This is a genomic window from Clostridioides sp. ZZV15-6383, from assembly GCF_020657735.1.
Classification (GTDB): domain Bacteria; phylum Bacillota; class Clostridia; order Peptostreptococcales; family Peptostreptococcaceae; genus Clostridioides; species Clostridioides difficile_D.
Genome location: NZ_JAGWCV010000042.1, coordinates 14,213 through 31,471, shown reverse-complemented (window position 1 = coordinate 31,471; position 17,259 = coordinate 14,213). Strand labels below are relative to the sequence as shown.

The window sequence follows — 17,259 nt, the reverse complement described above, 5'->3', positions numbered from 1 at the left end:
CTATCTGTTGGAGTTCTAAAAGCCTTTAATTTCCCTTCAACATCCCAACGTTGCAGAGTTCTGACTGAAATATTAATTAACTCTGCAAACTCTTTTGGTTTATAGTTATTGTTTTTCATATAATCACATCTTGACTATAATTTACTATAAATAACTATATTTATCTATATTTTTATTAACTAAAGATAACCTCCTAATCTAACTTCTCTACTTCTTTTGAGCCATCTTCTAATTTACTTATACAATAAATTCCTTTTACATCTACATTATTTTCAACTAAAATTGTTTTTATCTTTTCAATATCTTCAAAAGAAAATTTAATTGATATTCCACAACTTGCTGTTATTTCTCTTGGTGTTGGAAGAGCCATTACTTTTAGACTATTTTCACCAAATAACTTTTCTGATCTTATTGCATGATGTGTCGAATTAAATGACACTATATACATCTGATTCATTACTTAATCCTTTCTAACTATCTAATTCTCTTTGAATTAATCTTTATTATTAGTTTTATATTATTAAACAAACATACATTATAAAGAAATGGTATTTGATGCATTCTTTAATGTTTCAACTATAGTGTACATATTTGTAACTGTGCCTACTTGTAATTTGTCTTTTAAATTGTAGTAGTCTAAACAAGTCCCACAAGATAAGACTTCTACACCTGCATTCTCAAGTATTTTTAAGTTTTCTATAGTTTCTTCATTTTCAGCACTTAGCTTTACTCCTCCATTAACTAAAAGTACATACTTAGGATAAGGCTTAGACTCTGTTAAAGTATATATAAAACCTTTTATTAATACTTTTCCTAATTCATCATTGCCAAGTCCCATCTTATCTGAAGATATAAATACACATGTATCTTCTAATTCACTTTCTTTGTTATCTAAAATATTTTGTTTCTCTAAGATATTTTTACCTTTTATGATTTCTATAGATATAAAATTCTCTTTCTCATCAACAATATTTGCTTCACAATTTAAAGACTTAGCAAGTTTTAATACATTTTCTTTAGCTGTTTCATTGTCAACTACTGTGACTACAACTCCTTCTTCTAAGTTATCCAATTCTCTTTTTGTATTTATAACTGGTTTAGGACAAGCAAGCCCTCTAGCATCTATTTTTATACTCATTGTTTGATTCATCTCCTTAAAAATATTCATACAATTTATATTTTATCATAGATATTATCTTGCTTGTTATAGATTATTTCTATACCCTTATAGGTTTATTTATCTTACATTATTTCTAAATTTTTATACATAAATACACCTTTTTGATAATATTCTAACTCTTTTTCTTTTGATATATTTGAATATAATTGACCTAAGTCTATATATAAGTTAGCTAATATTCTACTATTACCTAAATCTGATACTATTTTTATGCATTTAATTAAATACTCAATTGCAAGAGTAATTTCATTTTGATTTTTATACATATTAGCATAGAATTTTAATGCTTTATATTCATTGAACTTATTTTTATTTTTTATTGATGAAGCTAAAGCTATTTTACAATATTTTCTAGCCAAATCATAGTCTTCTTTATCTATATATGCTTCTATTATCTTGAATAAACCTGACATCATATATTCATCTTCATCATTTTTCTTTATGTCATATACCTTCTGTGAATATTCAAGTACTCTATCTGTTTCACCTATTTTTCTATAAACATCACAAATTGTTAAATACACATTTGCTAATCCAGTTTTATTATCTTCATTTTCAAGTATTTTTAATGCTTTTTTAAAGTAATCTTTTGATTCTTCATATTTTCCAATCTCAAGCATATTGTTTGCTTTTAAAACCAAAATATCGACATCTTCTTTTCTATCATTTCTATTATCTATTTCATTTATCTTGTCTATGTACTTCAATGACATATTGGGATTATCTAGTTTTATGTAACAATATGCCATCTTGCTATATAGTTCCTTATATATGTTAACATCCTCAAACTTACCCTCTAACAAAATTTCCTCTGCAAAATTAAAGTGGCTTATAGCACCTTTATAAAAGTCTTCCTGCATGTATATTTTCCCTATGTTTAAATAACACTTAAGTATATTTTCACTATCACTATTTTTTATAAAGAAGTATAATGCCTTCTCAAAGTTTTCTATAGCGTCATTATAGTTAGATTTTTTCAGATTAATATTAGCCATTAAAAAATTACATCTGCCATAGTTCTCCATTAAATCGTATCTCTTACATATATCTAAAACTTCTTTTATTTGGTCCTCAGCCTTGTTTAGCTCATTTTCTTTTATATAAATTTCGCTCTGTAGTATTAAATTATCAGTTATCTTTTTTGACTGCATTTCTTTAGTCTCTAATAAATATTCTACACTTACATCTAGCTTATCTCCTAGATATTCCAACAGTTCATAACTAGTATGAGACTTATCCCTCTCTATATGGCTTATTTGTGCCGCTGTTATCCTATCTCCAGCTAATTCTTTTAATGTCATGTTTTTTTCTTTTCTTAATTTTTTAATCTTTTCTCCTAAGCTCAAAATTTCCATACTATTCCCACCTTTTGAAGACATTTTTTTATAATATAATTATAACTTATATTTATTTTAAAAACACTACTTTTATTTTACAATATTTTCTGTGTACATTAAATGATTTCCCATAAAAATGACTAAAATTTAGTTTATTTTGAATTTAATTAATTTAAATAAATCATTTTTTAAATTTGTTACTATTTTGTATTCATATATTTGCTCATAACGATTATAATTATATATAAGAATAGTTTTTAAGAGGGGAGAAATTTTTATGAAAAATAAGAAAATAATGTTAGTGTTAAGTATATTATCTATATCTATATTTGCAATTGGTTGTACTAATGCTCAAATTGGAAATGATACACCTAAAAAAGAAACTAAGAGCAATACAAATGTTGAACAGCCAAAAGAAGAAAACAACACTGAAAAAGAGGTTCCTAATAAAAAAACTACATCTACTCCAAAGGAAGAAGCTAAAACTCAATCAGCTACTATTTATTCTTTTGATGTAGATAAGACAGATTTAATTAAAAATAAAGTTGATTTGAATAAAATTGATGAAAACACTCTATTTGAAGAACTTCAAAAACTTAAAGTTGTTCCAGAATCTTCAAAATTAAATTCATTCACTACAAAAGATATTGACGGTGTGAAAACTGGCATATTAGATGTTAGCTCTGATTTCACAAAGTCAAACTTAGGTAGTGATGCAGAAACTTTAATGCTTGATTCAGTTGCTCGTACTTATATAAAAAATATGAATGTTGAACAAATAAAAATTACTGTTGATGGTTCTAATTATGAAAGTGGTCATATCGTTCTTGAAGAAGGAGATTACTTAAAGTAACTTTTTTAGACATGCTATATTATAAGAAAAGAGAGTGCCTCAAAATGAACCTTTTAGTTCATGAGTCACTCTCTTTTGTATGAAATCAAATACATTTTTATTACTTCCACAATGAAAAGGAAGCTTATCTTTTGAGACAACCTCTTTTTACATATTGTTTAATTCTATACTACTTATTTTTTGAAATTTTCTTCAAAGCTTCTACTGCTTTATCTATCTCCTCTTTTGTATTAAAATATCCTATACTGAATCTTACTGCCCCTTGTTTTAAAGTCCCTAAAGTAGTGTGTGCTAGTGGAGAGCAATGTATTCCTGATCTAGTTGCTATATTATAATCACTGTCTAATAAAAAAGTAACCTCACCAGAATCCATATTTCCTATATTTAGAGCTATTACTGATGCTCTTTTTTTACTGTCTTTTGGGCCATATATCTTTATATCTGGTACTTCCTCTAACTTGTCCATCATATATTGACATAATTCTTCTTCATGTTGTCTTATATTGTTGATTCCTCTTTCAAATATAAATAATATACCTTGGTTAAGACCTGCTATACCTGGAGTATTGTGAGTTCCTGACTCATATTTATCTGGGAACAATTCTGGTTGAACCATTTCTTCTGATTTACTACCTGTTCCACCTTCTTTTAATATATTTAAATTTAGTCCTTCTCTTACATATAATATTCCTGTTCCTTGAGGTCCAAATAAGCATTTATGACCTGGCATTGCTAACATATCTATATTACATTTATTTACATCTATATCATAAACACCTGCTGTTTGTGATGCATCTACTAAAAATAGTATATTATGTTTTTTAGCTATTTCTCCAACCTTTTTTATATCGATTAAAGTTCCACATACATTAGATGCATGTGTTGTTACAATCAATTTAGTATTTTTCTTTATTGATTTCTCTAAGGCTTCATAATCTAGAAATCCCTCATAGTCACATTTTACTACAGTATTCTCAACACCCTTTTTTTCTAATGCTTTTATAGGTCTTATTACTGAATTATGCTCCATAGACGTTGTTATTACATGATCTCCTTCTTGTAATACACCTTTTATTGCTAAATTCAAAGAATCTGTTGCATTAGATGTAAATACTATATTCATAGGATTACTAACATTAAACAACTTAGCTATATTCTCTCTTGTATCATATATTTCCCTTGCAGCTCTCATAGCGAGTTTGTGTCCTGCTCTACCTGGGTTTGCACAATAGTTTTTCATACAGTCTAAAACAGCATCATACACTCTTTCTGGTTTTGGATATGTAGTTGCAGCATTATCTAAATAAATCATAACAATCTTCCTCTCTGTTTTATAGTTTTGTTCTATTCAAGAAGCATTGATACAATACTGTTTAAATCATCATCATTATAGTATTCTATCTCTATTTTACCTTTTTTCTTTCCTTTAGAAATATTTACTTTTGTTCCAAAGATGTTTCTAAGTCTATCTTCAACATCTAAGATAAATACATCTTTAGGCTTAGATTTTTTTGGTACTTCTTCTTTATTTTCAGATATTTTTTTAGCTATATTTTCGACTTCTCTTACAGAAAGTTCTTCTTCTTCTATTTTTTTCGCTATTTGTAATTGCAAGTCCTTATCTACAATCCTCAATAAAGCCTTACCATGACCTGCTGTAATTCTACCACTATCTATCATTTCTATGACATCTTGTCCTAGATTTAAAAGTCTTAGTGTATTAGTTATATGAGGTCTACTTTTACCAACAGCCTCTGATATTTCTTCTTGAGTTACATTGTAATTTTCTATTAAACTTTTATATGCTAAAGCCTCTTCTATTGAATTCAAATCTTCTCTCTGTAAGTTTTCAATTAAAGCTATCTCCATTATCTCTTTCATATCTATATCTTTAATTATAGCAGGTATTTGACTTTTATTTGCAAGTTTTGATGCTCTAAATCTTCTTTCTCCAGCTATTATCATATACTTATTATTTTCATCCATTTTAACTACTATTGGTTGTAAAACACCATAATTTTTTATAGAATCAGATAGTATTTTTATCTTTTCTTCATCAAACTGCTTTCTAGGTTGAACTTCGTTTGGATATATTTTGTCTAGATCTATGTTGACTATCTCTTTTTCTGAAGCTTCTCCTTTAATATCTGGTATTAATGCACTAAGACCTCTACCCAATCTGTTACTTCTTTTAGACTTATTCTCCATACTACTATTCCTCCTCTTCTAAATCTATAAATTCTTCTGCTAGTTCCAAATAAGCTACAGACCCTTTACATCTCTTATCATAATAAATCACAGGTTTTCCATGACTTGGAGCTTCTGCTAGTCTTACATTTCTTGGAATTAGAGTTGTATATACACTTCCTTTAAAATATTTTTTGACTTCTTCAACCACTTGTATTGACAGATTAGCTCTTCCATCAAACATACTTAAGACAACACCTTGAATCTCTATATCAGCATTTAATCTTGATTTTACTAATTTTATAGTTTCCATTAATTGACTAACACCTTCTAAAGCATAGTATTCACATTGTATGGGAATTAAAACACTATCTACAGCAGTTAGACAATTTATTGTAAGCATCCCAAGTGAGGGTGGACAATCTAAAAATATATAATCATATTCATCTATTACTGATTTTATGGAATTTTTTAAGATATACTCTCTATTAGTCTTAGATGTAAGCTCTATCTCTGCACCTGATAGTTCAGTAGCTGATGGAACTACGTCCACATTTTCAAATTCAGTACTTATTATTGCTTCTTTGATATGTAATCCATCTAACATAATTTCATAGATGGTATTTTCTACTTCATTTTTATTAATACCATATCCACTGGTTGTATTTCCTTGTGGGTCTAAATCTAATACTAATATTTTCTTTCCCAAAGTTCCTAAACTAGCACTTAAATTTACATTTGTTGTAGTTTTTCCGACTCCACCCTTTTGATTGAATACAGCTATAACTTTGCCCATGATGTTCCCCCCTTTAAGAATTAAATTAATTTTAAATTTTGACTAGGTGTTTTATAGTTATAAATAATGTCTATAAATCAATTTATGTTACAAAGCTTATATTACAAAAAAAGATTACTGGTAAGCAGTAATCTCTATTTTTTAGGGATTTTTACAACAACTTCCATATAATCTCCCTTATCTATTTCATTATACTTAGCATCAATTCCTGTATTTGATATAGCATCAAAGGCCTGCTTTATAGTATTTATGTAAATCCTTATACTCATTGCACCCTTTATATTCTGTTTTTTATCAGGCTCTTCTTGAACTTTACGTTCTTCTAATATATCTTGTATCAATTTCTCTGTTTTTTTAACAGTCAATTCATTTTTTATGACTTTGTCTAGTACACTTTGCATTAAATCTTCACTTGGTAGTTTAAGAAATGCTCTAGCATGTCTTTCTGTTAAATTATTCTCTATCAGCTTCATTTTTATATCATTTGGAAGCTTTAATATTCTAAGCTTATTTGCTACAGTAGATTGATTTTTGCCCAATTTTTCTGCTAATTGCTGTTGAGTAAAAGCATGTTCTTTTATTAAGTTTTCATAACCAATTGCTTCTTCAATGAAATTTAAGTCTTCTCGTTGCAAATTTTCTAATAACGCTAGAACAGCAGAAGATTCATCATTCATATTATTTATAATTGCTGGTATAGTTTTAAGTTCTGCTAATTTAGCTGCTCTTAATCTTCTTTCTCCTGCAATTAACTCATATTTGCCATCTTTCGCTCTAACTGTTATAGGTTGAATTATACCATATACCTTTATAGAATTGCTCAATTCCTCCAATGAAACTTGTGAAAATATTTTTCTTGGTTGATATGGATTTGGAACTACATCTTCTATAGGTATCTCCATAACTCTTTTATCTTCCATAACATACCTCTCTTATTTTAGATATAAATTATTTTTGTTCTCTATATGTACATACAAATTTATTTCTGCATCTACTTTAATAATTCCTTTATTTTTGTTTTTTTTGAGGTAAGCTTAATCATTTCCTGAGAAATAATTAAGCTTGCCTCTAATAATTTCTCAATTATTTAATAGGATTTTTAGCTGGTTTACCAGCTTTTCTAGGGTACTTAACTGGTGTTTCCTTTATTTTTTTAAAAACTAATATATTATGATTTAAATCCATTTCTGGTAATTCTACATCTATTTTTTCAACAAACTTTAATCCTAAAATATTAATAGCCTTTTGTGATTCTTCTAATTCTAAGTTAGCATTAGGTCCTTTTAAACAAATAAAATATCCTCCAACTTTTACAAACGCTACACAAAATTCCATGAGAATTGGTAATCCAGCAACAGCTCTTGCTGTAGCAATATCATACTTTTCTCTATATTTTTCATCTTTCCCAAAATCTTCAGCTCTTCCATGTATAAATGTAATGTTGTCTAGTTTTAATTCTTTACTAACTTCCTCTAAAAAATTTATCCTTTTATTTAAGGAATCCAATAAAGTAAGCTTTAAGCTATCTAAACATATTTTTAATGGTATTCCAGGAAAACCAGCACCTGTACCAACATCTATTATAGACATACCATTTTTTATATATCCGTTTTTTACAGCTGAAATAGAGTCTAAAAAATGCTTTATATATACTTCTTTTTCATCTTCTATTCCAGTAAGATTCATCTTTTTATTCCAGTCAACTAATATTTCTCTATACATTTTAAACTTTTCTAACATACCATTATTGGTATTTATATTAAAACCTTCAATCCCATTTTTCAGAAGTTCTATATTATTCACCTTTGCCACCTCTAGTTCTTCTGACTTGTTCTAGGTATATAAGTAAAACTGATATATCAGCTGGAGAAACACCAGATATACGAGATGCTTGACCTATTGAAATAGGTTTTATATCATCCAATTTCTGTCTAGCCTCTAGTCTAAGTCCTTCTATAGATGAGTAATTTATTTTCTCATCCAATTTTTTATTCTCAAGTTTTTTAAATTGGTCTATTTGTTTCAATTGCTTTTCTATATAACCTTCATATTTAGTTATTATTACACACTGCTCTTTAACTTCTCTTGAAACATCTTCACCAGCACCTTTGCCTAATTCCTCAAGCAATTCGTAAGTAACTTCTGGTCTCTTTAAAAATTCATATAGAGATATTCCAACCTTTATTGGTGTTGCTCCCTTTTCTTCTAATAGACTATTTACTTCTTTTGGTGTAACTCTTTCATTTTTTAATCTTTCAAATTCTTTCTCTACAGCCGCCTTTTTATTTATGAATCTTTCATATCTATCTTTTTTAACTAATCCTATATCATAACCTTTTTGAGTTAATCTCATATCTGCATTATCTTGTCTTAAATATAATCGATATTCTGCTCTTGATGTCATCATTCTATAAGGTTCGTTAGTTCCTTTAGTAACAAGGTCATCTAATAAAACACCTATATACGCTTCTGAACGGTCTAATACAAAAGGCTCTTTTCCTTCTATCTTTCTAACTGCGTTTATACCAGCCATAAGCCCTTGTGCTGCTGCTTCTTCATATCCAGAAGTACCATTGAACTGTCCTGCACTAAACAAGTTCTCAACGCCCTTTATTTCCAAACTAATCTTTAGTTGTGTTGGGTCAACACAATCATATTCAATAGCATATGCAGGTCTCATTATCTTACAATTTTCAAGTCCTTTTATAGTTTTGTACATGTCTAATTGAACTTCAAAAGGTAAACTAGTTGAAATTCCTTGTATATACATTTCTTTAGTATTTAATCCTTCTGGTTCTATAAATAATTGATGTGATGTTTTATCACTAAATCTTACTACTTTATCTTCTATAGAAGGACAATATCTTGGTCCAGTGCTCTCTATTACTCCACTATACATAGCAGACCTTTTTAAGTTATCCAATATAACTTTTTGAGTTTCTTCTGTAGTTCTTGTTAAGTAACAAGGTTCTTGTTCTTTCTCTATATTTTCATTCATAAATGAAAAAGGAGTTACTTTTTCATCTCCTTCTTGTAAGGACATTACAGAGAAGTCTATACTATCTCTATGAACTCTTGCTGGAGTTCCTGTCTTAAATCTTCTCATTCTAAGACCCAAATCAACTAAGCTATCTGTAAGGTATTTTGCATATCCCAATGCATTAGGACCTTCATAAAATGCAACCTCACCCATATATATTTTTGAATTCAAATAGACTCCAGTAGCCAATATTACAGCTTTAGATTTAAATGAACATCCTAGTTTAGTTCCAACACCTATTACAACATTTCCTTCATGTAATATTTCTACAACTTCATCCATAGCTATATCAAGATTTGGCTCATTTTCTAATGTTTTTTTCATTTCTTCATGGTATTTAAATTTATCTGCTTGTGCTCTTAAAGAGTGAACTGCTGGCCCTTTGGCAGTATTTAACATTCTACTTTGTATATATGTTTTGTCTATATTTAATCCCATTTGACCACCTAAGGCATCTATTTCTTTAACCAATTGACCTTTACCAGTTCCACCAATCGATGGATTACAAGGCATTAATGCTATAGAATCCAAAGACATCGTTATTATCAAAGTTTTATATCCCATTCTTGCAGTAGCCAAAGCAGCTTCACATCCAGCATGTCCTGCTCCGACCACTATAACATCATATTTTCCTGCTTCAAACTTTATCATTTATAATTCCTTTCTTTTTAAAATTAATGTTTCATGAGAAACACTATAAATTTTTTAAAAATCTCTATAATAAAAACAAATTTATTTTTGTACCTTACTTCCCTATACAGAAATTATGGAATATATTATCTAGTAAATCCTCTGTTACTGTATCACCATTAATATACCCAAGATAGTCCCATATATTTTTTAAATCAACTTCTACAAAGTCAAATGGCATGCTTTGTTCCAAAGCAACTAAAGCATCTGTTGCAGATTTATATGCTTTACTAAGTGCATCTTTATGTCTGGAATTTGTTACTACTAAACTAGAATCATTTTTAATATTGCCTTTATATACCATAGACTCTATTTTATCTTGTAATTTTTCTATTCCTTCTTGCTGTAAAGCTGATATTTTTATTATACTATTATTTTCTACATATTTAAGTATTTTTTCTTCTTCAATTTCCTGTTTCAAATCATTCTTATTTAACAGTACTATCGTTTGTTTATCTTTAAGCTTTTCTAATATCTCTATATCTTCTTCTGACAACTTTCTAGATGCATCTAAAACCATTATAATTAAATCTGCACTAGTAAATGATTCTTTAGACTTTTCAACACCTATTTTTTCGACTATATCGTCAGTCTCTCTTATACCTGCTGTATCAACAATTTTTAAAGGTATTCCTTTTATATTTACAAACTCTTCTATAACATCTCTAGTAGTTCCTGGTATATCAGTAACTATTGCTCTATTCTCTCCTAAAATAGAGTTAAGAAGTGAAGATTTCCCTACATTTGGTTTACCAACAATTACTGTCTTTAAGCCCTCTCTAAGTATTTTTCCACTTTCAGCTGTATCATATAACTTTTTAATTTCTTTTTGAAGTTCATTAGTTTTTTCTTTAAGAGTTTTATATGTTATATGCTCAATATCTTCCTCAGGATAATCTATAGCAACTTCTACATGAGCTAATATCTCCGTAACTTTATCTCTTAATTCTCTTATCTTCTTTGATAAAGACCCCTCTAATTGATTTTGAGCAACCCCATGAGCTATATCAGTTTTGGCTTTTATAACATCAATTACAGCCTCTGCTTGAGATAAATCTATTCTCCCATTTAAAAATGCTCTTTTAGTGAACTCACCAGCCTCTGCTAGCCTAACATCTTTTGATAATATTAGTTCTAATATCTTCTTTACTGAAATAAATCCACCATGACAATTGATTTCTATAACATCTTCTCCTGTATATGAGTTTGGACCTTTCATATATGCCAATAAAACTTCATCAATTACATTCTCATCATCTACTATATTTCCATATATTAATGTTCTCTTATTATATTTCTCAATACTCTTTCCTGACATAGACCTAAAGATTTCTTCTGCAACCTTTAAAGCTTTTTCTCCACTTATTCTAAGAATTCCTATACCACCTTCTCCAGGTGCTGTGGCTATTGCCGCAATTGTATCATCTATAAACAAATTTATCACCTCTATTTATAATTTTTTACATATAGATTTATGTTTAACTAATCACAATAATATAATAAGATTAAAAAATAAAACCCCCTAATGTCTAGGAGGTTGATTTTATCTTTTACACTCAATTACTAATCTTCTATATGGATCAGTTCCTTCACTATATGTAATTACATATTTGTCGTTTTGAAGAGCTGAATGTATTATTCTTCTCTCATACGGATTCATATAATCTAATTTTTTAGTTTTTCTCGTTTTCGCTACTTCTCTAGCAACTTTATTAGCATATCTTATTAAAGATTCTTCTCGTTTTGATCTGTAGTTTTCTATATCTACAAGTACTCTTGTGTGAGAATCTTTATTTATTTTATTAAGAGCTAATCCAGTCAAAAATTGAATAGAATCTAAAGTTTCCCCTCTTCTACCAATTAAACTTGCAGCTTCTTTGCCTTCAATATCAACCATGATTAAATTATCTTTTTGAGATACATTGACTTTGGCATCAACATTTGCATTTCTCAACATTACCTCTATAAAATTTTTAGCTACATGTAGTTCCCTCTCGATAACAAAAATTTCATAAGTACCATCTTTAGCACCTATAAAACCCAAAAACCCTTTGCTTGGATTTTCAAGTATTTCAACTTCTATATCCTCTGCTTTTAAATTTAACTCTGCTATAGCTTTACTTATAGCTTCTTCCTTACTTCTACTTTTTATTAATTTTAGGCTTTTTCTCATTAACTTTTTCCTCCTTAGAGTTAGCAGCCAGCTTAGCTTTTAAAGGATTCATTATTAAGTAATATTGAGCTATTGAGAATAAGTTACTTACTGTCCAGTACAATGTAAGTCCTGCTGGGAATATAAATCCCCAATAGAAAGACATACCTGCCATTACATATGTCATTACTTTCATAGAGCCTTGTAACTGATCTTTTGGAGTCATTACTTTTTGCATAACATATGCACTTGCTCCTGAAAATACTGCTAGTATATAATCTGGTGCTGTTAAGCTTTTTATCCATAAAAACCCATTGTCAGCTGCTAAAAACGCAGCTTGATTTGCAAAAACGCCATGAGCAACTGGCTCTCTCAAAACGCTAAATAATCCTATTAATATAGGAAACTGTATTAATAAAGGTAAACAACCAGATAGTGGATTAATTTTAGCTTCTCCATATAACTTAACAATTTCTTCATTTTGTTTTTCTGGCTTATTTTTATATTTTTCTTGTATCTCTTTTATACGAGGTTGTATATCTTGCATTGCCTTTGTTGACTTAGTCTGCTTAACTGTTAATGGTAATAAAATAATCTTTACTAGTATAGTAAAAAGTATTATAGAAATACCATAATGATTAACAAATTCAAATATTACCTTAAGAATCAATCCTAAGAAATTTCCTATTATATTCAATTTTTTTATACCTCCTAATAGTTACTCTCTTTTATTTTAGAGGGTCGTAACCTCCTGGATGAAAAGGATGACATTTTAAAAGTCTTCTTATTGTTAAATACATACCTTTTACAAATCCATATTTCTTAAACGCCTCTATTGAATATTGTGAGCAAGTTGGATAAAATCTACAGGTAGGTCCCTTTAAGGGAGATATATACTTTTGATAAAATCTCACTAAATAAATACATAAATTCGATAAATACTTACTTATTTCCTTTAATATATAAATTATTTTATTCAAAGTCATTAACCTCCATATTTATAGCATACAATTTAAATAGAAATATCCGTTCTTTTAACTAAATTTTTTATAGACTTGTCTATGTCTTTAAAAGTAGCATCCTTACTAGATACTCTTGCTATAAATACTATATCATATCCAGGCTTAATTTTTTCATCAATATTTAATCTGTAGGCTTCTTTTATTAGTCTTCTTACTCTATTCCTAGTAATGGCTTTTCCTACTTTCTTTGAAACAGAAATACCTACTCTACTATAATCTGATTTGTTTTTAAGTATATATATTACTAAATATTTGTTTGCAAAAGATTTGCCGTGTTTATATACTTTTCTAAAATCAGAGTCTTTTTTCAACCCTTTAGTCCTATTAAAGTCCATAGTTAACCTCCATAAACACAGCTATGAATTGTAATTATTTACACAAAAAGGCCACCTTTGCAGCGGCCCTTTTGTAATTAATGAGTTAATCTATTTCTTCCTTTAGCTCTTCTTCTCTTTAACACGTTTCTTCCGTTAGACGTCTTCATTCTTTTTCTGAAACCATGTTCTTTACTTCTTTGTCTCTTTTTTGGTTGATAAGTTCTTTTACTCATTATTTTGCACCGCCTTTCAGATTTTATTTTCCGTTTATAAAAATAATAACTTTACCCTCAAAGTAAACATAACACATATAATTATAAATACTTTTACTACTGTTGTCAACGAGTTTTTGGGACGCTTATATCACAAAATATACCATATATATATTATGTATTTTTTTTATTGAAAATACTAGTAAAAATCTATTTAATTTTATTCTAAATTACTTTTTTCAATTATATACACAAATAAAGTAATTTTAACATGTTTATATTTTTATCAACAATTAGTTAATATTGTGGATAAATTAGTTACAAATCATTGAAGTTTGACATATATTTTGATATTATAAATATACTTGTTGATAATGTGTATAAATGTTATCAACTTATTAGAAATTATTCACAGCTTGTGGATACTTTTGTGTATAACTTTTAAGATTGCTGACAATACTCTAGTTATAATCACCATTTATTGTATGTTTATGTTATTTATAACTTTATCTACATATTGTTTATATCTTTTCATCTTTTTTTAATAATTTATACTATTATTAATTTATCAACACCATTATCCATAAATTTAGTTATTCTGTAAAATTTATATATATTTTTGCTTTTCTGTTAATAACTTTGTGGAAAATATTAATTATTCTGTTCGGAGGTTTATATTATGGATATAGTTTCTTTATGGGACAAAACCCTACAATTAATAAAAGGTGACTTAACTTCAGTAAGTTTTAATACCTTTTTTAAAAACATCGTACCATTAAAAATACATCTTAATGACTTGATACTACTAGCTCCTAGTGATTTTAATAAAGATATTCTAGAAAATAGATATTTGCATTTAATTGAAGATGCTATAAATCAACTGTCATTAAAAAAGTATAATATTAAATTTGTATTGAGCGAAAAGGAAGTTGCTGACTTAAATTCCGATAGTTCAGATTTAAATTATAGAGTACTTTACCCTAACCTAAATCCAAAATACACATTTGATACGTTCGTTATTGGTAATAGCAATAGATTTGCTCATGCTGCATGTGTTGCAGTTGCTGAATCTCCTGCTAAAGCTTACAATCCACTTTTTTTGTATGGAGGAGTTGGTTTAGGTAAAACGCACTTAATGCATGCTATAGGACATCATATTGTTAGCCAAAAAAAAGATTCAAAAGTTGTATACGTTTCTTCAGAAAAATTTACTAATGAACTTATAAACTCTATAAAAGATGATAAAAATGAAGAATTTAGAAATAAATATAGAAACGTAGATGTTTTATTAATTGATGATATTCAATTTATAGCTGGAAAGGAAAGAACTCAAGAAGAGTTTTTCCATACATTTAACACTCTTCATGAAGCAAATAAACAGATAATTATCTCTAGTGATAGACCACCAAAAGATATACCTACACTAGAAGATAGATTAAGATCGAGATTTGAAATGGGACTTATAACTGATATTCAAGCACCAGACTTTGAAACAAGAATTGCTATACTTAGAAAAAAGGCTCAACTAGAACGTATAGATGTGCCAAATGAAGTCATGTCATATATAGCAAAGAATATTAAATCAAACATAAGGGAACTAGAAGGTGCCTTAACTAGAGTAGTTGCTTATTCTTCTCTTAGTAATAGGGTAATATCTTTCGATCTTGCTACAGAAGCTTTGAAAGATATTATAACAACTTCTAAAAATGAAGAAATAAATGTTCTTAGAATAAAAGAAAAAGTATCTTCTGTATTCAATCTAAAGATGGAAGATTTTAATTCTAAAAAAAGAACACGTTCAATAGCTTATCCAAGACAAATAGCTATGTACTTAACGCGCGAACTTACTGATTTATCCCTTCCCAAAATAGGAGAAGAGTTTGGAGGTAGGGATCATACAACAGTAATTCATGCTCATGACAAGGTATCTAAAGATATAGAAGAAAGTGAAGAAATTAAGACTAAAATAGATAAAATTATATCAGATTTGAAGGGATAACTTATACACAATTGCATGTTTATATCTCTTGAATAACCTGTTAATATTTTTTTTGAATAAAAATTATTAACAAATTATTAAGTCTAAAATAACAAAGATATTAACATCTTATACACATGTTAATATCTTTGTATTTATAATGTTACACATACTTATTAACATTATCAACAACACCTACTACTATTACTACTATGATTTTAACTTATTTTTTTATATAAAAAGCCAGAGGAGGTTATCCACATTGAAAATAATTTGTAATCAAAAAATCCTAGCAAATAGAATCGGGATTGCTCAAAAAGCTATTAATGGAAAAACAACGATAGAGCTCTTAAAAGGTATACTTATATCTACAGAAGAGGGTCAATTAAAACTTACTGGATATGATGCTGAAATAGGAATAGAAACTTATGTACAAGCAGAAATTATAGAAAAAGGCAATATTGTTGTAGATGCAAGATTATTTGGAGATATAATTAGAAAATTACCAGATTCTTTTGTTGAAATAGAAACTGATTCAGAAAATAATATTTACATAAATTGTGTAAATTCAAGATTTAAAATTAAAGGATATGCAGCAAAAGAATTTCCTAAATTACCAGAATTAAACGAAGAAGATTTATACAGCATACCTCAAGAAATCCTAAAAAATATGATTAAACAAACTGTATTTGCTATATCACAAGATCAAACGAAACCTATTTTAATGGGAGAACTTTTAGAAATTGTAGATAGAAACTTAAATTTAGTAGCAATTGATGGATATAGATTAGCTGTGAAAAGCTGTTCAGTTGACAGTTTAACTGAAAATATAAAAGTCATAATTCCTGGAAAGACACTTATAGATGTCAATAGTTTGCTTTCTGGAGAAGATAATGTTAAGGTTGGATTTAACGAAAAAAATGCTATTTTTATAATTAATGATACAAAAATTATTACAAGATTACTTGAGGGAGATTTTATTGATTATAAAAAATTATTACCAAGAGAACATAATAGTAGAGTTAAGTTAAACACTAAAGAACTTTTAAATAGCATAGAAAGAGCATCTTTATTATCTCAATCAGAAAAAAATAATCTTATAAAATTATCTATAAGAGATAAAGTAATGGCAATTACTTCTAATACAGAAAAAGGAAATGTATATGAAGAAGTTGAAATAGATTTAGATGGAGATTATCTAGATATAGCTTTTAATTCTAGATACTTTATTGAAGGTTTGAAAAATATAGATAATGAGGAAATATTTATAGAATTTACTACAAATGTAAATCCTTGTATAATTAAACCAACGGATGATGTTAATTATATTTACTTACTACTTCCAGTAAGAATATCATCAAATATATAGCAGACATGAAGGAGTTGTCTTTTGTAGAAAAATTTTTCTAATATTAGACAACTCCTTTTATAAGCATATTTATGGTATAATATACTTTTAGTGTATCAATAGGAATTTGTTTAAAATAGTGGCAAG

Annotated in this window: 19 protein-coding genes; 3 read left to right on the top strand and 16 right to left on the bottom strand. The window is 28.0% G+C overall.

Going from position 1 to position 17,259, the window contains the following annotated elements; translation table 11 throughout:
- From KGF42_RS14190 to rstA, 4 genes are all read right to left on the bottom strand, one after another.
- On the bottom strand, positions 1-119 hold a 119-nt coding region (locus KGF42_RS14190; protein WP_227826548.1), incomplete at its 3' end, for a MerR family DNA-binding transcriptional regulator.
- Positions 120-193: 74 nt separating this feature from the next.
- Positions 194-457, bottom strand: coding sequence for a DUF3343 domain-containing protein (locus KGF42_RS14185; protein WP_054275511.1), 264 nt, complete (start codon positions 455-457; stop codon positions 194-196).
- A 78-nt stretch (positions 458-535) separates the two neighbouring features.
- Positions 536-1,138, bottom strand: a complete 603-nt coding sequence (gene yedF / locus KGF42_RS14180; RefSeq protein WP_107594293.1) for a sulfurtransferase-like selenium metabolism protein YedF — start codon at positions 1,136-1,138, stop codon at positions 536-538.
- Positions 1,139-1,242: 104 nt separating this feature from the next.
- Entirely contained in the window at positions 1,243-2,535 is a 1,293-nt protein-coding gene (rstA, locus tag KGF42_RS14175) for a toxin production/motility transcriptional repressor RstA (protein ID WP_054275513.1), read from the bottom strand.
- Positions 2,536-2,794: 259 nt separating this feature from the next.
- Between rstA and KGF42_RS14170 the strand changes: the two genes are divergently transcribed.
- Positions 2,795-3,370 (top strand): GerMN domain-containing protein, encoded by a 576-nt coding sequence (locus KGF42_RS14170; RefSeq protein ID WP_227822641.1) that lies wholly within the window; start codon positions 2,795-2,797, stop codon positions 3,368-3,370.
- Between the two features lie 169 nt (positions 3,371-3,539).
- Here KGF42_RS14170 and KGF42_RS14165 read toward each other — a convergent pair whose 3' ends face one another.
- From KGF42_RS14165 to rpmH, 12 genes are all read right to left on the bottom strand, one after another.
- Positions 3,540-4,682 (bottom strand): aminotransferase class V-fold PLP-dependent enzyme, encoded by a 1,143-nt coding sequence (locus tag KGF42_RS14165; RefSeq protein ID WP_227822642.1) that lies wholly within the window; start codon positions 4,680-4,682, stop codon positions 3,540-3,542.
- Positions 4,683-4,714: 32 nt separating this feature from the next.
- Complete coding sequence (locus tag KGF42_RS14160; protein ID WP_227822643.1) at positions 4,715-5,578, bottom strand: ParB/RepB/Spo0J family partition protein; 864 nt, start codon at positions 5,576-5,578, stop codon at positions 4,715-4,717.
- Positions 5,579-5,582: 4 nt separating this feature from the next.
- Positions 5,583-6,353, bottom strand: coding sequence for a ParA family protein (locus KGF42_RS14155; RefSeq protein WP_054275517.1), 771 nt, complete (start codon positions 6,351-6,353; stop codon positions 5,583-5,585).
- 134 nt (positions 6,354-6,487) lie between these two features.
- Positions 6,488-7,273 carry a nucleoid occlusion protein gene (gene noc / locus KGF42_RS14150; protein ID WP_227822644.1) on the bottom strand — a complete coding sequence of 262 codons (786 nt, stop codon included), beginning with the start codon at positions 7,271-7,273 and terminating at the stop codon, positions 6,488-6,490.
- Positions 7,274-7,436: 163 nt separating this feature from the next.
- Entirely contained in the window at positions 7,437-8,156 is a 720-nt protein-coding gene (gene rsmG / locus KGF42_RS14145; RefSeq protein ID WP_227822645.1) for a 16S rRNA (guanine(527)-N(7))-methyltransferase RsmG, read from the bottom strand.
- Complete coding sequence (gene mnmG / locus KGF42_RS14140) at positions 8,149-10,044, bottom strand: tRNA uridine-5-carboxymethylaminomethyl(34) synthesis enzyme MnmG (protein WP_227826547.1); 1,896 nt, start codon at positions 10,042-10,044, stop codon at positions 8,149-8,151. Before mnmG ends, rsmG begins: the two co-directional genes overlap by 8 nt.
- A 94-nt stretch (positions 10,045-10,138) precedes the next feature.
- On the bottom strand, positions 10,139-11,518 hold the full coding sequence (gene mnmE, locus KGF42_RS14135) for a tRNA uridine-5-carboxymethylaminomethyl(34) synthesis GTPase MnmE (protein WP_227822647.1): 1,380 nt from the start codon (positions 11,516-11,518) through the stop codon (positions 10,139-10,141).
- 108 nt (positions 11,519-11,626) lie between these two features.
- Positions 11,627-12,256 (bottom strand): RNA-binding cell elongation regulator Jag/EloR, encoded by a 630-nt coding sequence (gene jag, locus KGF42_RS14130; RefSeq protein ID WP_227822648.1) that lies wholly within the window; start codon positions 12,254-12,256, stop codon positions 11,627-11,629.
- Positions 12,225-12,932 (bottom strand): YidC/Oxa1 family membrane protein insertase, encoded by a 708-nt coding sequence (locus KGF42_RS14125; protein ID WP_054275523.1) that lies wholly within the window; start codon positions 12,930-12,932, stop codon positions 12,225-12,227. The genes jag and KGF42_RS14125 overlap by 32 nt, the downstream gene beginning before the upstream one ends.
- A 31-nt stretch (positions 12,933-12,963) precedes the next feature.
- On the bottom strand, positions 12,964-13,215 hold the full coding sequence (gene yidD, locus KGF42_RS14120; protein ID WP_003429301.1) for a membrane protein insertion efficiency factor YidD: 252 nt from the start codon (positions 13,213-13,215) through the stop codon (positions 12,964-12,966).
- A 32-nt stretch (positions 13,216-13,247) separates the two neighbouring features.
- On the bottom strand, positions 13,248-13,592 hold the full coding sequence (rnpA, locus tag KGF42_RS14115; protein ID WP_003429302.1) for a ribonuclease P protein component: 345 nt from the start codon (positions 13,590-13,592) through the stop codon (positions 13,248-13,250).
- 77 nt (positions 13,593-13,669) lie between these two features.
- The gene (rpmH, locus tag KGF42_RS14110) at positions 13,670-13,807 is read right to left on the bottom strand and encodes a 50S ribosomal protein L34 (protein ID WP_003420485.1); all 138 of its coding nucleotides are present in this window, start codon (positions 13,805-13,807) and stop codon (positions 13,670-13,672) included.
- A 658-nt stretch (positions 13,808-14,465) separates the two neighbouring features.
- On the opposite strand from rpmH, the gene dnaA reads away from it, so the two are divergent.
- Together dnaA and dnaN are read left to right on the top strand one after the other, a co-directional pair.
- On the top strand, positions 14,466-15,785 hold the full coding sequence (dnaA, locus tag KGF42_RS14105) for a chromosomal replication initiator protein DnaA (RefSeq protein ID WP_255643363.1): 1,320 nt from the start codon (positions 14,466-14,468) through the stop codon (positions 15,783-15,785).
- A 241-nt stretch (positions 15,786-16,026) separates the two neighbouring features.
- Positions 16,027-17,133 (top strand): DNA polymerase III subunit beta, encoded by a 1,107-nt coding sequence (dnaN, locus tag KGF42_RS14100; protein WP_227826546.1) that lies wholly within the window; start codon positions 16,027-16,029, stop codon positions 17,131-17,133.
- Positions 17,134-17,259: the final 126 nt, after the last annotated feature.